This window comes from Mesorhizobium oxytropidicola (genome assembly GCF_056174625.1).
The window spans coordinates 148,392-164,641 of the sequence record NZ_CM149692.1; the positions used below are offsets into that span (position 1 = coordinate 148,392).

14 protein-coding genes and 1 pseudogene are annotated in these 16,250 nt (G+C 64.1%); 10 read left to right on the forward strand and 5 right to left on the reverse strand.

All coding sequences use genetic code 11. From position 1 onward, the window contains the following. Positions 1–32: 32 nt before the first annotated feature. Positions 33–1,271 carry a sensor domain-containing diguanylate cyclase gene (locus tag AC0V8S_RS00710; protein ID WP_475436421.1) on the reverse strand — a complete coding sequence of 413 codons (1,239 nt, stop codon included), beginning with the start codon at positions 1,269–1,271 and terminating at the stop codon, positions 33–35. 171 nt (positions 1,272–1,442) lie between these two features. On the opposite strand from AC0V8S_RS00710, the gene AC0V8S_RS00715 reads away from it, so the two are divergent. The 10 genes and pseudogenes from AC0V8S_RS00715 to AC0V8S_RS00760 all read left to right on the forward strand — a co-directional run bounded on the left by AC0V8S_RS00715 (position 1,443) and on the right by AC0V8S_RS00760 (position 11,609). Further along, positions 1,443–2,342, forward strand: a complete 900-nt coding sequence (locus tag AC0V8S_RS00715) for a LysR family transcriptional regulator (RefSeq protein WP_475436423.1) — start codon at positions 1,443–1,445, stop codon at positions 2,340–2,342. 135 nt (positions 2,343–2,477) lie between these two features. Then, positions 2,478–2,957 (forward strand): formate dehydrogenase subunit gamma, encoded by a 480-nt coding sequence (locus tag AC0V8S_RS00720; protein ID WP_019862961.1) that lies wholly within the window; start codon positions 2,478–2,480, stop codon positions 2,955–2,957. Then, the gene (locus AC0V8S_RS00725) at positions 2,954–4,510 is read left to right on the forward strand and encodes a formate dehydrogenase beta subunit (RefSeq protein ID WP_475436425.1); all 1,557 of its coding nucleotides are present in this window, start codon (positions 2,954–2,956) and stop codon (positions 4,508–4,510) included. Before AC0V8S_RS00720 ends, AC0V8S_RS00725 begins: the two co-directional genes overlap by 4 nt. Before the next feature lie 10 nt (positions 4,511–4,520). Continuing rightward, positions 4,521–7,430, forward strand: coding sequence for a formate dehydrogenase subunit alpha (fdhF, locus tag AC0V8S_RS00730; protein ID WP_475436427.1), 2,910 nt, complete (start codon positions 4,521–4,523; stop codon positions 7,428–7,430). A 2-nt stretch (positions 7,431–7,432) separates the two neighbouring features. After that, positions 7,433–8,263: a formate dehydrogenase accessory sulfurtransferase FdhD gene (gene fdhD, locus AC0V8S_RS00735; RefSeq protein WP_475436428.1), complete on the forward strand. Its 831-nt coding sequence runs from the start codon at positions 7,433–7,435 to the stop codon at positions 8,261–8,263. Then, on the forward strand, positions 8,253–8,561 hold the full coding sequence (locus AC0V8S_RS00740) for a formate dehydrogenase subunit delta (protein ID WP_183455869.1): 309 nt from the start codon (positions 8,253–8,255) through the stop codon (positions 8,559–8,561). Before fdhD ends, AC0V8S_RS00740 begins: the two co-directional genes overlap by 11 nt. Before the next feature lie 117 nt (positions 8,562–8,678). After that, complete coding sequence (locus AC0V8S_RS00745; RefSeq protein WP_475436429.1) at positions 8,679–10,232, forward strand: alpha/beta fold hydrolase; 1,554 nt, start codon at positions 8,679–8,681, stop codon at positions 10,230–10,232. A gap of 108 nt (positions 10,233–10,340) precedes the next feature. Further along, positions 10,341–10,820 (forward strand): carboxymuconolactone decarboxylase family protein, encoded by a 480-nt coding sequence (locus AC0V8S_RS00750; protein ID WP_095200978.1) that lies wholly within the window; start codon positions 10,341–10,343, stop codon positions 10,818–10,820. 76 nt (positions 10,821–10,896) lie between these two features. Next, positions 10,897–11,259, forward strand: coding sequence for a nuclear transport factor 2 family protein (locus tag AC0V8S_RS00755; RefSeq protein WP_095201056.1), 363 nt, complete (start codon positions 10,897–10,899; stop codon positions 11,257–11,259). Between the two features lie 36 nt (positions 11,260–11,295). Beyond that, positions 11,296–11,609, forward strand: a pseudogene (locus tag AC0V8S_RS00760) (hypothetical protein). 180 nt (positions 11,610–11,789) lie between these two features. Here the strand turns inward: AC0V8S_RS00760 and AC0V8S_RS00765 are convergent. The 4 genes from AC0V8S_RS00765 to AC0V8S_RS00780 form a co-directional block, all read right to left on the reverse strand. Further along, positions 11,790–13,217 carry a gamma-aminobutyraldehyde dehydrogenase gene (locus tag AC0V8S_RS00765; protein ID WP_475436432.1) on the reverse strand — a complete coding sequence of 476 codons (1,428 nt, stop codon included), beginning with the start codon at positions 13,215–13,217 and terminating at the stop codon, positions 11,790–11,792. A gap of 103 nt (positions 13,218–13,320) precedes the next feature. Further along, positions 13,321–14,136, reverse strand: a complete 816-nt coding sequence (locus AC0V8S_RS00770; RefSeq protein ID WP_115141083.1) for an ABC transporter permease — start codon at positions 14,134–14,136, stop codon at positions 13,321–13,323. Continuing rightward, positions 14,126–15,076, reverse strand: a complete 951-nt coding sequence (locus AC0V8S_RS00775) for an ABC transporter permease (RefSeq protein WP_475438551.1) — start codon at positions 15,074–15,076, stop codon at positions 14,126–14,128. Before AC0V8S_RS00775 ends, AC0V8S_RS00770 begins: the two co-directional genes overlap by 11 nt. A 14-nt stretch (positions 15,077–15,090) precedes the next feature. Beyond that, complete coding sequence (locus AC0V8S_RS00780; RefSeq protein WP_475436433.1) at positions 15,091–16,089, reverse strand: ABC transporter ATP-binding protein; 999 nt, start codon at positions 16,087–16,089, stop codon at positions 15,091–15,093. Positions 16,090–16,250: the final 161 nt, after the last annotated feature.

The window sequence follows — 16,250 nt, forward strand, 5'->3', positions numbered from 1 at the left end:
GCTTCGCGTCAGCGGGACCCCCGCGGCCCCGGTCACTCGAAGGCGAGTTCCAGACGTCTTTCGGCCTGGCCGACGACCCGGCATTTCGCCTCGAATCGATCCGCCCGGATGGCCAGCAGAAACTGGCCGGGAATACCGGCGATGTTCGAAACATCGATGGTGGCGCCATCCTCGCCGAGGCTGCGAACCGTACAGTCGATGGTCGACATGCGTGCGTTGAAGACGATCTGGCCGGCCTTCAGCACCCTGCGTCGTGGCCGCGCCTGATCGCCCTGAGAGGAATTCCAGGCCGTGGTCCGATTGCGGCCGGCGTGCTTAGAGCGGTACATGGCCGCGTCAGCACGCTCGATCAGCTCCTGCAGGCTGCCGGTCGCTGGATCGAACGAGGCAACCCCGAAGCTCGCCGTGACCCGCATTTCCTGTGGGCCATGCGCGAGCCGCATGGCCTCGATGGTGCCGCGCAGCCGCTCGGCGGATTCAAGCGCGCCGCTGCGGCCGGCGTAGAGAAGCACCGCGAATTCCTCACCGCCAACGCGTCCGAATATGTCGACGTCCCGCAAGGTGCCGCTGCATTGCCGGGCAACTCCGCTCAGAACCTTGTCGCCCGCGGCATGCCCGAAATTGTCGTTGACCGATTTGAAATGGTCGACATCGAAGACAATGCAGGAGAAGTCGAAGCGCTGGCGCTGCGCAAGCGCAAATGCCTTGCCGCCCTGATCGATGAACGCCCGCCGCGACAGCACACCGGTCAGCACATCGCTGGAGGCATGCTGGCGCAGCTCCAGTTCATCCATGGCAAGATCGGCGAAATCCTGGAGGATTGCGATGTCGCGGTCGGTGAATTCGCGCGGCGTGTAATCGATCGCGCAGACACTGCCGATGTTGTGGCCGTCACGGGTTCGCAAAGGCACGCCCGCATAGAAGCGGATATGGGGATCGTTGCTCACCATGGGATTGTCGGCGAAACGGGGATCCTTCGTCGCATCAGCGACGATCAGCGGCTCTTCCCTAGGGATCGTGTACTGGCAGAATGTCGCCTTGCGTTCGACTTCATCGACCGCCAGGCCCTCGCAGGCCTTGTACCATTGGCGGTGCCCGTCGATGACCGAGATGATGGCAATCGGGACATCGAAGACAGTCTTGATCAATCGGGTGATGCGGTCGAACGATGCTTCTCGCGGCGTGTCCAGGACATCGAAGCGTTCGACGGCCCTGAGCCGCGCGGCCTCGCGCAAATCGTCGGCGGAAACTGCTTGCATTTCCTGGAGCATACGAACCACCTATCTTCGGCGCCCCTGCCGCGATGCCCGCATCGACCATCATGGCAAGCCAAATATTATCAATTGGTTATTGGCTGTTGCCACCACCGGCCACCTCATCCACGATGATTAACGAGTGACTGAGCGGCGCGACGTTGCTGGCACGCGGAAAGGGCTCGCGGTATGATCGACAAACTCGAATTCTTTATCGCGCTGGCCAAGGAAGAGCATTTCGGCCGGGCGGCGGAGGCGTGCGGGGTCACTCAGCCGACGCTGTCGGCCGGCATCAAGCAGTTGGAGGGGCAGCTCGGCGTCATGCTGGTCAATCGCGGGTCGCGGTTCCAGGGGCTGACGCCGGAGGGCAAGCAGGTGCTGGTGTGGGCGCGCCGCATCGTCGGTGATTCCAGGACCATGCGCGAGGAAATGCGCGCGGCGCGCCACGGTCTTTCCGGCCGCATCCGCATTGCCGCCATCCCGACGGCACTGGCCATGGTGGCGCGGCTGACGACGCCGTTTCGCGAAAAGCACCCGGGCGTCACCTTTTCAGTACTGTCGCGCACCTCGATCGAGGTCTTGTCGCTGCTCGGCAATTTCGACATCGACGCCGGCATCACTTATCTCGACAATGAGCCGCTTGGGCGGGTGACCAGCGTGCCGCTCTATGACGAGCGCTATCAACTGATCACCGCCATCGGCAACCCCTATTCCGACCGCGACAAAGTGACATGGGCCGAGATCAGCCAGTTGCCGCTCTGCCTTTTGACGCCGGACATGCAGAACCGCCGTCTCATCGACCAGCATCTGGCCGAGGCCGGCGTGCAGGTGCGGCCGACGCTCGAATCCAACTCGATGATCGTGCTGTTTTCGCACATCCGCACCGGGAAATGGTCGTCGATCATGCCGCTCAACCTCGCGGAAACGTTCGGCTTTTCCGAGCCGATCCGGGCCATTCCGATCGTCGAGCCCGATGCCAGCCACACGGTCGGCCTGGTGGCCGCGCCGCGCGAGCCGCACACGCCGCTGGTGCAGGCGCTGCTGGACGAGGCAATGGCGCTGGCAGACGATTTCCGTAGCCATCGCTAGGGTAGAGAAAGGCGGCTGATCGCGCTTGATAGAAGATTTCTATCAAGCAACGGATCAGCTTTATTGATTTCGCGGGTTTCCTCTGTTTTTGTAACGACTTAGCGCTAGAACGCTACCGACCAGGGAGGGCGCTGCATGACGATGCAGCCTGCAAGTACCGAGATCGCATCGCGCACGGCGGCGATTATCCAAGAGCTGAAAGGCCTCGAAGGCCCGTTGCTGCCGATCCTGCACGAGATCCAGGAAGAATTCGGCCATGTGCCGCAGGCAGCACTGCCGGTCATCGCCGATGGGCTGAACCTCTCCAGGGCCGAGGTGCACGGCGTCGTCACCTTCTATCATGATTTCCGCGCCCGGCCGGCCGGGCGGCATGTCCTCAAGCTCTGCCAGGCAGAGGCCTGCCAGTCGATGGGTTCGGACGCCGTCGCCGCCAAGATCAAGCAGTTGCTGGGCATCGGTTTCCACGAGACCACCCGCGACGGATCGGTTACACTCGAGCCGGTCTATTGCCTCGGGCTTTGCGCCTGTTCGCCGTCGGCGATGCTCGATGGCGAGGTGATCGGGCGGCTCGATGACGAGAAGATCGACGAGATCCTTGCCGAGGTGCGCTCATGATCCCCCGCATCTACATTCCCGGCGATTCCGGCGCGCTGGCGCTCGGTGCCGAAAAGGTCGCCAAGGCTGTTCGCGCGGAACTCGCCGAGCGCGGCATCGAGGCCAAGATCGTCCGCAACGGATCACGCGGCGCCTATTTCCTCGAACCGATGGTCGAAGTGGCGACCGCCAACGGCCGCGTCGCCTACGGACCGGTCAAGCCGTCCGACGTCAAGAGCCTGTTCGACAGCGGCTTCCTTACCGGTGGCCACCACAAGCGCTGGCTCGGCGCGCCCGACAAAATCCCGTTCCTGGCCAAGCAGACCCGGCTGACCTTCGCCCGCTGCGGCATCAACGACCCGCTGTCGCTCGACGCCTACAAATCACTCGGCGGGCTCAAGGGCCTGCAGAACGCCGTGGCCATGGCGCCGGCCGACATCGTCAAGCAGGTGACCGAGTCAGGCCTGCGCGGCCGTGGCGGCGCCGGCTTCCCGACCGGCATCAAGTGGAAGACGGTGCTGGATACGACGTCCGAGCGCAAATACATCGTCTGCAACGCCGACGAAGGCGATAGCGCCACGTTTGCCGACCGCATGGTCATGGAGGGCGACCCCTTCGTGCTGATCGAAGGCATGGCGATCGCCGGTGTCGCGACCGGTGCGACCAAGGGTTTCGTCTATATCCGCTCGGAATATCCGCATGCGGTGGCAATGATGAACAAGGCTGTCGAGATCGCCCGCAAGGCCGGCGTGCTCGGCGTCAATGTGCTGGGTTCGCCAAACGCCTTCGACATGGAAATCCGCGTCGGCGCGGGCGCCTATGTCTGCGGCGAGGAAACCTCGCTGTTGAACAGCCTGGAAGGCAAGCGCGGCGTGGTGCGCGCCAAGCCGCCGCTGCCGGCGATCCAGGGCCTGTTCGGCAAGCCGACGGTGATCAACAACGTCATCAGCCTAGCCTCGGTGCCCATCATCATGGACAAGGGCGCCGCCTTCTACAAGGATTTCGGCATGGGCCGCTCGCGCGGCACGATCCCGATCCAGATCGCCGGCAATGTCAGGAATGGCGGCCTGTTCGAAACCGCTTTCGGCCTGACGTTGGGCGAGATCGTCGACGACATTGGCGGCGGTACAGCGACGGGACGTCCGGTCAAGGCGGTGCAGGTCGGCGGTCCCTTGGGCGCCTATTTTCCCCGCGGACTGTTCGACACGCCGTTCGACTACGAAGAATTCGCCAAGCGTGATGGCCTGATCGGCCATGCCGGCATCACCGTGTTCGACGACACCGCCGACATGCTGAAGCAGGCGCGCTTTGCCATGGAATTCTGCGCCATCGAAAGCTGCGGCAAGTGCACGCCCTGCCGCATCGGCTCGACGCGCGGCGTCGAGACCATCGACAGGCTTGCCGCCGGCATCGAGCCGGAAAAGAACCTCGCTCTGGTCACCGACCTCTGCAACACGATGAAGTTCGGTTCGCTGTGCGCGCTGGGCGGCTTCACGCCCTACCCGGTGATGAGTTCGATCACGCATTTCCCCGAAGATTTCAAGCCGGCGCCGGCGCGCGTCGCTGCTGAATAGGAGCTGGCAGATGAACATCAAGGCCGACTTCCCATCACTGGTCGAAGAGATCGACTACGGAACCCCGGAGTCGCTGGCGCAAAAGCAGGTCACGCTGAGCGTCGACGGCCGCAGCATCACAGTGCCGGAAGGCACCTCGATCATGCGCGCCGCGATGGAAGGCGGTGTCGAGATCCCGAAGCTCTGCGCCACCGACATGCTGGACTCCTTCGGCTCGTGCCGCGTCTGCCTGGTCGAGATCGAAGGCCGCGGCGGCACGCCGGCCTCCTGCACGACGCCGGTCGGCGAAGGCATGGTGGTGCGCACGCAGTCCGACCGGCTCGACGCGATCCGCCGCGGCGTCATGGAACTTTACGTCTCCGACCATCCGACCGGCTGGAACGAGAAGGCCGGCACCGGCGCCAGCGAATTCGACACGGTGGCGAAGTCCGTCGGCCTGACCGAGAACCGCTACGGTGTCGAGGGCCGCAACCACGTCAAGGAAGATGGGATTGCGCCCGGCCATGGCTCGCTGGCGGTCGACTATATCGCCCGCGACGAATCCAATCCCTATTTCACCTATGATCCGGCGCAGTGCATCGTCTGCTCGCGTTGCGTGCGGGCATGCGAGGAGGTGCAGGGCACCTTCGCGCTGACCATCGAGGGCCGCGGTTTCGAATCGCGCATGGTCGCCGGCATGCATGAGGATTTCATCGCTTCCGAGTGCGTGTCCTGCGGCGCCTGCGTGCAGGCCTGCCCGACCGACGCGCTGCGCGAGAAGACGGTGCTCGAGAAGGGCATGCCGGAACGCTCGGCCGTCACCACCTGCGCCTATTGCGGCGTCGGCTGCTCGTTCAAGGCCGAGGTGAAGGATGACGAAGTCATCCGCATGATGCCCTACAAGGACGGCAAGGCGAACCACGGCCATTCCTGCGTCAAGGGCCGTTTCGCCTATGGCTACGCCACCCACAAGGACCGCATCCTGTCGCCGATGATCCGCGAGAAGATTTCCGACCCGTGGCGCGAGGTGAGCTGGGAAGAGGCGATCGCCCACACGGCCAAGGAATTCCGCCGGATCCAGTACCAGTACGGCCGCACCTCGATCGGCGGCATCACCTCCTCGCGCTGCACGAATGAGGAGACCTATCTCGTCCAGAAGCTGGTGCGGCAGGGCTTCCGCAACAACAATGTCGACACCTGCGCCCGCGTCTGCCATTCGCCGACCGGCTATGGTCTCGGCCAGACTTACGGCACCTCGGCCGGCACGCAGGATTTCGATTCCGTCGAATTCACCGACGTCGCCGTCGTCATCGGCGCCAATCCGGTTTCGGCGCACCCGGTGTTCGCCTCGCGGCTGAAGAAGCGGCTGCGCCAGGGCGCCAAGCTGATCGTGCTCGATCCGCGCCGCACCGAGATGGTCAAGTCGGCGCATGTCGAGGCAGACTATCACCTGCCGCTGAAGCCCGGCACCAACGTGGCGGTGCTGACGTCACTGGCGCATGTCATTGTCACCGAAGGGCTTTTCGACGAAGCCTTCATCCGCGAACGCTGCGACTGGACGGAATTCCAGGACTGGGCCTCCTTCGTCGCTTTGCCGGAAAACAGCCCCGAGACCGTCGGCAAGCTTTCCGGCGTCGACCCGGAGCTGATCCGGGGTGCCGCGCGGCTCTACGCCAAGGGCGGCAATGGCGCGATCTATTACGGCCTCGGCGTCACCGAGCACAGCCAGGGCTCGACCACGGTGATGGCGATCGCCAACCTCGCAATGGCCACCGGCAATATCGGCCGGCCGGGCGTCGGCGTGAACCCGCTGCGCGGCCAGAACAACGTGCAGGGCTCTTGCGACATGGGCTCCTTCCCGCACGAACTCCCCGGCTATCGCCACATCTCCGGCGAAGCCGTGCGCGATATCTATGAGAGCCTTTGGGGCGTGAAGCTGGACGACGAACCCGGCCTGCGCATCCCCAACATGCTGGACGCCGCCGTCGACGGCTCCTTCAAGGGCATCTACATCCAGGGCGAGGACATCCTGCAGTCCGACCCGGACACCAAGCATGTCGCCGGCGGCCTCGCCGCCATGGAATGCGTCGTCGTGCACGATCTCTTCCTTAACGAGACGGCGAACTACGCGCATGTCTTCCTGCCGGGTTCGACCTTCCTGGAAAAGGACGGCACCTTCACCAATGCCGAGCGCCGCATTAACATGGTGCGCAAGGTGCTGGAACCGAAGGCGCGCTATGCCGACTGGGAGGCGACGCAGGAGCTTGCCCGCGCCATCGGGCTCGACTGGAACTACACGCATCCGTCGCAGATCATGGACGAGATCGCCAAGACGACGCCGAGCTTCGCCAATGTCTCCTTCGAGCTGCTCGACCAGGTCGGATCGGTGCAATGGCCCTGCAACGAGAAGGCCCCGCTCGGCACGCCGATCATGCACATTGACAGTTTCGTGCGCGGCAAGGGCAAGTTCATCCGCACCGAATATGTGGCAACGGACGAGAGGACCGGGCCGCGCTTCCCGCTGCTTTTGACCACGGGCCGCATCCTCAGCCAGTACAATGTCGGCGCGCAGACGCGGCGCACCGACAACGTCATGTGGCACTCGGAGGACCGGCTGGAGATCCATCCGCACGATGCCGAGAACCGCGGCCTGCGCGATGGCGACTGGGTGCGGCTGACCAGCCGCTCCGGCGAGACGACGCTGCGGGCGCTGATCACCGACAGGGTGTCGCCGGGCGTGGTCTACACCACCTTCCACCATCCGGACACGCAGGCCAACGTCATCACCACCGATTTCTCCGACTGGGCAACCAACTGTCCGGAGTACAAGGTGACGGCGGTGCAGGTCGGCGCGTCCAATGGTCCGTCGGACTGGCAGCGCGAGTACGACGAGCAGGCCAGGAACAGCCGCCGTATCGCCTCGCTGCAGGCAGCGGAGTAGTCTTGGCCGCGCGCCGCAAAGCAACGACCGAGATATCGCGGCTGGCGCACCGCGCCAGCGCGACGGCTGTTGCCAATCGCATGGTGCCGGAGGAGACGCCGGTGGCGTTTTCCTTCGCCGGCACCACGCATGCGGTGATGATGGCGAGCCCGGCCGACTTCGAGGATTTCGCGCTCGGCTTCTCGCTGACTGAAGGCATCATCGCTGCGCCTGACGAGATCGAAGCCATCGAGGTCGAGGATCATGGCGCCGGCATCGATATCCAGATCCGGCTGAAGGACCAAGCCAATACACGCTTCGAGGCGCGGCGACGCCGTCTTGCCGGGCCGGTCGGCTGCGGGCTGTGCGGCATCGAATCCATCGAGGAAGCAATGCGTTCCGTCGATGCGGTTGGTGCGTCAAAGCTTACGCTTGGTGCCGACGATATCGTCCGCTCCGTCAAGCTGCTGTCGAAGGTGCAGCCGCTGCATCAGGAAACCGGAGCCGTACACGCGGCCGGCTTCTATATTCCCGGCAAGGGCGTCGTCATGGCGCGCGAGGATGTCGGCCGCCACAATGCGCTGGACAAGCTCGCCGGCGCTCTGGCCAAGGCGGGCATTGACGGTGCATCGGGCGCCGTGGTGGTGACGTCGCGCGTTTCGGTCGAGATGGTGCAGAAGACGGCGGCGATTGGATCCGCCTTCATCATCGCCGTCTCGGCGCCGACCGCGCTTGCCATCCGCACGGCCGATGAGGCCGGCATGACGCTGGTGGCGCTGGTGCGCGGCGATGATTTCGATGTTTTCACCCACCCCGATCGGGTGGTCTTGGGAGTTGCCCAGCATGTCGCATGACGAAGATCACATCACGAGCACCAAGGAAAAGCTCGTGCGCATGGCCAACCAGATCGCGGCCTTCTTCCATTCCAAGTCGCGCGAGGAAGGGGTTGCCGGCGTCGCCGAGCACATCAACAAGTTCTGGGAGCCGAGGATGCGACGGCAGTTCTTCGAACTGCTGGACAGCGGCGAAGGCTTCGACGAACTCGTCGTGGCTGCATCGGCCAGGATCAAGCGGCCGATCACACCAGCCGAGGCCGATCTCAAACTCGGACTCAAGCCCTCCCCGGCCGACGTCGCCGCGTCGCAGAAGTAGCCGCAAGCCGGCCATGCGGACTTACATTCCTTTCCGCTAAAGTTTGAGCTGCCGCTATCGACGCTGCTCTGCTATGGTCGATGATCAGAAATCGTCAGGCCGGGCGGAAGAAACCTCGTGAGGCCGATCGAGACCCGATATGCCCGCAGTGGCGAGGTGCGGATCGCCTATCAGGTGGTCGGCCAGGGGTCGCTTGATCTCGTCTTCGTCCCGGGCTTCATTTCCAATCTCGACCTGCATTGGGAAGACGAGGGCTATACCAGGCTCTTGAGGCGGCTGTCGGCATTCTCACGGCTGATCCTGTTCGACAAGCGCGGCACCGGTCTCTCCGACCGTGTCGATGCCCATCACCTGCCCAGCCTCGAAACCCGCATGGACGATGTGCGCGCCGTGATGGATGCGGCCGGCAGCGGCCGGGCCGCATTGCTCGGCGCTTCCGAGGGCGCGCCGATGGCGATGCTGTTCGCCGCCACCTATCCGGAGCGGACGCGGGCGCTGGCGCTCTATGGCGGCTATGCGCATTTCCACAAATGGGTGATGTCGCCGGAACGCCTCGATGCCTTCATCGCTACGGCCGAAACGGCCTGGGGCACCGGCGCGACCTTGCCGAATTTTGCACCGGGCCGAGTGGACGATACCCACTTTTCAACATGGTGGGCACGTTTCGAGCGCCTGTCGGCAAGCCCGACCGCGGCAGCCGCACTTGCCCGCATGAATGCCGGGATCGACGTGCGAGACATCCTTGGCGCGATCAGCGCGCCGACACTGCTGATCCATCGCCGCAACGATGTTCGTGTCGATCCCGAGGCCAGCCGCTTCCTGGCGAAGAAGATCCCGAATGCACGGCTGGTCGAGATCGCAGGGCGCGACCATCCGGTCTGGACCGGCGATGTCGACCGCGTTGCCGATCTGATCGAGGAGTTTCTTACCGGCCAGCCAGCGGTGGCGGACACGGAGCGTGTGCTTGCCGCATTGCTGGTGACACGCATCTCCGACACGGCCAAGCTTGGCGACCGCATGTGGCTCGAGCGCAGTCAGCGCTTTCAGGAGAGCTGGCGGCTGCTGGTCGGGCGCCATGGCGGGCGGGCGGTCGGCACGCATGGCGAATTGATGATCTCGCGCTTCGACGGGCCGGCGCGCGCCGTACGCTGCGCGGCGACGTTGCGCGAGGCGGCGCAGCAGATCGGGGTGGCGAGTGCGCAAGGGGTCCATGTCGGCGAGATCGAAGCGCGCGGCCCGCCGGTCGGACTGACGGCGCGCGTGGCCATGCAGTTGGCGAACCATGCCGGGCGTGGCGACATTCTGGCCTCTCGGCTGGCTGCCGATCTGGCGGTGGGGTCTGGCCTGCATTTCGTCGACGCTGGCCGCGTCAGCCTCGGCGAACTGGACGAGCCATTGCCGGTGGTGCATGCGACGTCGGAGCAGCATCTGGAACCGGCCTGCCGTTCGAAGTCCAAGCCAGCGGAACCCGCCGTGTTGACGGCACGGGAAAGCGAGGTGGTGAACCTGATCGCCGATGGCAAAAGCAATGCCGCGATCGCCGCCGAACTCAGGCTGAGCGAGCACACGGTCAAGCGCCACGTCGCCAACATACTGCTCAAGCTCGACCTGCCATCGCGAGCGGCAGCAGCGGCATTTTCGGCCAGGCACGCTGGCCCGGACGGGCCATGAGAGCCATGGCGCTTTCGGGCGAAGCGGGCGCGCCGATGTAAGCGCTATCAATTTCCCCCATGCAGGCCAGGCGGATACCGCCGGAAGGCGCTGCGAACGGAGGATGAAATGCTCAAGTCAAAACTGAATGTCAGATCATTCGTGATCGCGGCAGGCATTGGCGCGCTGTTCACGATCTCTCCCGCAAAGGCCGAGGATGCATCGGCGACAGCCGCCTACAAAGACATCCAGGCGACGCTCGGCTCAGTGCCGGACATGTTCAAGACACTGCCTGACGTCGCCATCGCCGGCGCCTGGGCCGAGATCAAGGGGGTGCAGCTCAACCCCAAGACCGCGCTCGACGGCAAGACCAAGGAGCTGATAGGCCTTGCGGTCGCCGCGCAGATCCCCTGCCAGTACTGCATCTATTTCCACACCGAGGCGGCCAAGCTCAACGGCGCCAGCGACGAGGAGATCAAGGAGACGATCGCGATGGCGGCGATTGTGCGCCATTGGTCGACGATGCTCAACGGCAGCCAGGTCGATCTCGCGACTTTCAAGAAGCAGACCGACGACGTCTTCGCGGCCGTCAAGGCGAAGTCGCAGTGAAAGACACTGCCCGCCGATAAGCGGCGGGCAGATTTTCCGCACATCAACTGCCCGAAGACGGGCCATGGAGGATGAAATGCTGACCAAGACCCAAACCGTGGATGGCGCGGCCATCAAGAAGGCGATCGAGACCCGCGACGGCAAGACGCTGTCGAGCTTCTATACCGATGACGCGCTGGTGCGCGTGATCGACCGCAACAACCCGCCGAGCAAGCCGCGCGAAATCCGCGGGCGCGCGGCGATCACCACCTTCTGGGACGATATCTGCAGCCGGGCGATGACCCACAAGGTCGACACCACGATCGCCGACGGCAACAGCCTGGCCTTCACCCAGGCCTGCGCCTATCCGGACGGCACCAAGGTGTTCGCCGCCGCGATGCTGGAACTGAAGAACGGGCAGATCGCGCGGCAGACCGTCGTGCAGGCCTGGGACGAATAGGCAAACAGCCGCTAACTCAACCTTGGGAGGAATGACATGTTCAGCGCCAGATGGCAGATCGACGCCAAGTTCGGCACAAGCAGACCGTGCTTGACCTGTTGAAGAAATGGGAACGCGAGATCGGCTCGCAGGTCGGCCTCGCCGAGCTGAAATTCCAGATCATGACCGGATCGATTGGCGCGCGGGAAGCGACGGTCGAGTCGCATCACCAGGTCGAGAGCCTGGCCCAGCTGGAGGCGATGTTCGCCAAGATCGGCAAGATCGACGCGCACGCCAAATGGGGCAAGGAGATGGAGCCCTATGTCGTGTCGGGCTCCAGCCTGTGGAATATCTATCGCATCGTCGAATAGCGGCTGCGCGGCGATCTTACCTCTCCCCTTGTGGAAGAGGTCGGATTGCCCCGATTTGTCCTTCACAAATCGGCTGGCAATCCGGGTGAGGGGTAAGCTGGCGCCAAGCTGGAACACCCCTCATCCGGCTCGGCGCTAAGCGCCGATCCACCTTCTCCCACAAGGGGAGAAGGGAAAATGCTACCCGTGCGCCACCATCACATGCCGCACGGCGGTATAGTCTTCCAGCGCGTAGAGCGACATGTCCTTGCCGTAGCCGGACTGTTTTAGCCCGCCATGCGGCATCTCGTTGGTCAGCATGAAATGGGTGTTGATCCAGGTGCAGCCATATTGCAGGCGAGCCGCCGTCGCCATGGCGCGCGAGACGTCCTTGGTCCACACCGATGACGCCAGGCCGTAGTCACTGTCATTGGCCCAGTTGACCGCCTCGTCGACTTCCGTGAAACGGGTGATCGAGACGACCGGGCCGAAGACTTCGCGGCGCACGATCTCGTCCTCCTGCAAGGCGCCGGCGACGACGGTCGGCTGATAGTAGAAGCCGGTGCCCTCGCCCGGCTTGCCGCCGGTGGTGATCTCGATGTGTTTCAGCTCCGAGGCGCGTTCGACGAAGCTCGACACGCGGTCGCGCTGGCGGCGCGAGATCAGCGGGCCGATCTCGTTCTCGGTGTCGTCGGAACGATTGTACTTGATGGTCGAGACCGCCGAGGAGAGATCGGCGACGAGCTTGTCATAGATCTTCTTGCCGGCATAGATGCGGCAGGCGGCGGTGCAGTCCTGGCCGGCATTGTAATAGCCGAAGGCGCGCAGGCCGCTGACCACCGCACCAAGGTCGGCGTCGTCGAAGACGATGACCGGCGCCTTGCCGCCAAGCTCAAGATGCGTGCGCTTGACCGACTTGGCGGCCGCCTGCAGCACCTTCTTGCCGGTGGCGACGTCGCCGGTGATCGAGATCATGTTGACCTTGGGGTGGTTGATCAACGTGTTGCCGACGCTGTCGCCACGCCCAAGCACGACATTGACCACGCCTTCGGGCAGGATTTCGGCGAGGATTTTCGCCAGCTTCAGCGCCGTCAGCGGCGTCTGTTCCGACGGCTTGAAGACGACGGTGTTGCCGCCGCCGATCGCCGGGGCCAGCTTCCAGGCCATCATCATCAGCGGGTAGTTCCAAGGCGCAATCGAGGCGACGATGCCGATTGGGTCGCGCCGGACCATCGAGGTGTGACCAGGCAGATATTCGCCGGCGACAACGCCTGGCATCGAACGCACCGCGCCGGCGAAAAAGCGATAGCAGTCGACGATGGCCGGGATCTCGTCATTGAGCACGGCATTGATCGGCTTGCCGCAGTTCAGAGCCTCGAGAGCGGCGAACTCTTTGGCCTCGGCCTCGATGCGGTCGGCGATCTTCAAGAGATAACCTGAGCGCTGCGCCGGCGTGGTGCGCGACCACAAGACGAATGCCTTTTCGGCGGCCGCAACCGCTGCCTCGATCTGCGCCTGGCTGGCTTCGGGCAGGTTGAGAATGGTCGCCCCGGTCTTCGGATTGAGGATCGGCTCCTCGGTCTCGGCGCCGATCTCGAATTTCGAGCCGATCAGCATCTGGGTGTCCATTGGGTTCCTCCTTGATCAGGAGCGAGTAGCGAATAGCGAATATCGAATAAGGTTGACCGTCGATGTCCCTTATTCGCTATTTGCTACTCCCTATTCGCTGTTTTCATTTTCCACTGCCGGCGATCTGGTCGCCGTCGCGGGTCAGGTAATAGGCAAACAGGATGGGCAGCAGCGTCACCAGCACGACGACCATGGCCACGACATTGGTGACCGGGCGCTGACGCGGGCGAATCAGTTCCTCCAGCATCCAGATCGGCACGGTCTGCTGCTGGCCGGCGGTGAAGGTGGTGACGATGACCTCATCGAACGAAAGGGCGAAGGCCAGCATGCCGCCGGCAAGCAGCGCGGTGGCGATGTTGGGCAGCACGACATGGCGGAAGGTCTGAAAACCGTCGGCGCCGAGATCCATCGAGGCCTCGATCATCGAGCCGGAGGTGCGGCGGAAACGGGCTACCGCATTGTTGTAGACGACGACCACGCAGAAGGTGGCGTGGCCGAGCACGATCGTCCAGAACGAGAAAGGAATGTCGGCGAGCGAAAAGGCCGAGCGCAGCGCGATACCGGTGATGATGCCGGGCAGCGCGATCGGCAGGATGACCAACAGCGAGATGGTCTCGCGGCCAAAGAATTTTGTCCGCGACACCGCGGCGGCGCAGAGCGTGCCGAGCACCAGCGCGATCGCCGTCGAAATAGCGGCGACGCGCACCGACAGCGACAGCGCCTCCCATACGTCAGGCCGGTTCCAGGTGACGGCGAACCACTGCGTGGTCAGCCCGGGCGGCGGCCAGACGAAGCTCTTCTCCTCGGTGGTGAAGGCATAGACGAAGATCAGCAGGATCGGCAGATGCAGGAACAGCAGGCCGCAGGCGGCAGCGATCTTCAGGCCGAGCGGAGCGGATTGGCCACGGTCAGAGCGCATCGAAGGCCCCCATGCGCTTGGCGCCCCTGAGGTAGAAGCCCATGATGACGATGGGCACGACGGTGAAGGCGGCGGCGAGCGGGATGTTGCCGGCGGTGCCTTGCTGCGAATAGACGGCCTGGCCGATGAACAGGCGCGACGTGCCGATGATCTGCGGAATGATGTAGTCGCCAAGCGTCAGCGAGAAGGTGAAGATCGAGCCGGCGACGATGCCGGGCAGTGCCAGCGGGAACAGCACGTTGCGGAACGTCTGCCCGGGCGAAGCGCCGAGATCGGACGAGGCCTCGACCAGATTGCCGGGCACGCGTTCGAGGGCCGCCTGTACCGGCAGGATCATGAAGGGCAACCAGACATAGACGAAGACGATGAAGGTGCCGGTGAACGAGACCGACAGCGAGTTGCCGCCGACGACCGGCAACGACAGCCAGGCATCGAGAACCCACAGCAAATGGAATTTGGCGAGCAGCCAGGTCAAAATGCCTTCCTTGGCCAGGATCAGCTTCCAGGCATAGATCTTGACCAGGTAGCTCGACCAAAGCGGCAGCATGACGCCAAGATAGAACAGCGCCTTCCAGCGCCCGCGCGCATAGCGCGCCGCGTAATAGGCGATCGGGAAGGCGACGACGGCCGAGGCCAGCGTGACCAGTGCCGCCATCGTCACCGTGCGCAGGATGATATCGAGATTGGCGGCCTGGAGCAGGTCGCCATAGGTCTTCAGCGTGAACTGGCGGTTGATGAGGCCGGAATACTCGTCGATGGAGAAAAAGCTTTGCGCCAGGAGCGCGAACAGCGAGCCGATATAGACGATGCCGAGCCACAGCACCGGCGGCAAAAGCATGAGCAGCAGCAGCAATTGCGGCCGGCGCCAGAACAGATCCGACAGCGCACCGCGCATGCCGCCGCTGCCCGGCAGGATAGCGGGGGCGGTGGCGCGTGGCATGGTGACGTCGACGCTCATGCCGGCTCATCCATCAGGTGCAGGTGCTCGCGATTGAAGGTGAGCATGACCGCCTCGCCTTCCGCCGGCAGGACAGTGCCGGCCGGCACCACGGCGTGCAGCTTCAATCCGTCGGCATCGAGCGCCAGCCTGGTGGTGGCGCCGAGATAGTTGGTCGAGACGAGGCGGGCGGCGACGCCCTCGCCGCTTGCGGCGCGGCCAATGCGAATGGATTCGGGACGCAAGCTGCCCCAGCGATGCTGGCCGGAATAGCGCTGGACGAAGTCCGGCGGCAGCACGTTGGAGGAGCCAACGAAATCGGCAACGAAGGGCGTCTTCGGCCGCTGATAGATATCCTCCGGCGTGCCGATCTGCATGATCCTGCCGTCATTGAAGACAGCGACGCGGTCGGCCATCGACAGCGCTTCGCCCTGATCATGGGTAACGAAGACGAAAGTGATGCCGAGCGCCTTCTGCAGCGATTTCAGCTCTTCCTGCATGTTCTCGCGCAGTTTGAGGTCGAGCGCGCCGAGCGGCTCGTCGAGCAGCAGCACCTTGGGCTGGTTGACCAGCGCGCGGGCCAGCGCGACGCGTTGGCGCTGGCCGCCGGAGAGCTGACCGGGCCGACGGCCGCCATAGCCAGGCAGCCTGACTAGCGACAGCGCTTCCTCGGCCGCCTTGTGCCGCTCGGCCTTGCCGACGCCCTTGACCATCAGCCCATAGGCGACGTTGTCGAGCACATTGAGATGCGGGAACAGCGCATAGTCCTGGAACACGGTGTTGACGTTGCGGCGGTAGGGCGGCACCCCCTCCGCGCGCTCGCCAAAGATCGAGATGGAACCCGCCGTCGGCTGCTCGAAACCGGCGATGAGGCGCAGGCATGTTGTCTTGCCCGAGCCGGACGGCCCGAGCATGGCGAAGAACTCGCCCGGCGCAATGTCGAGATCGACCGCATCGACGGCGCGAACGCTGCCGAAATGGCGCGAGACTTTCTGGAATGAGACGGCAGAGGTCATGGGCTGTCAGTCTGTTGCCGGTTTATCAAAATCATCCTCAGCTACAAATCTGGCTAGGATCGCGAAATTCGCGCGCCGCTCCATCTCCCCCTCGATGGGGGAGGTCGCGGCGAAGCCGCGGGTGGGGGTGATGGCGCCGACATGTCGGACAGCCCCCTACC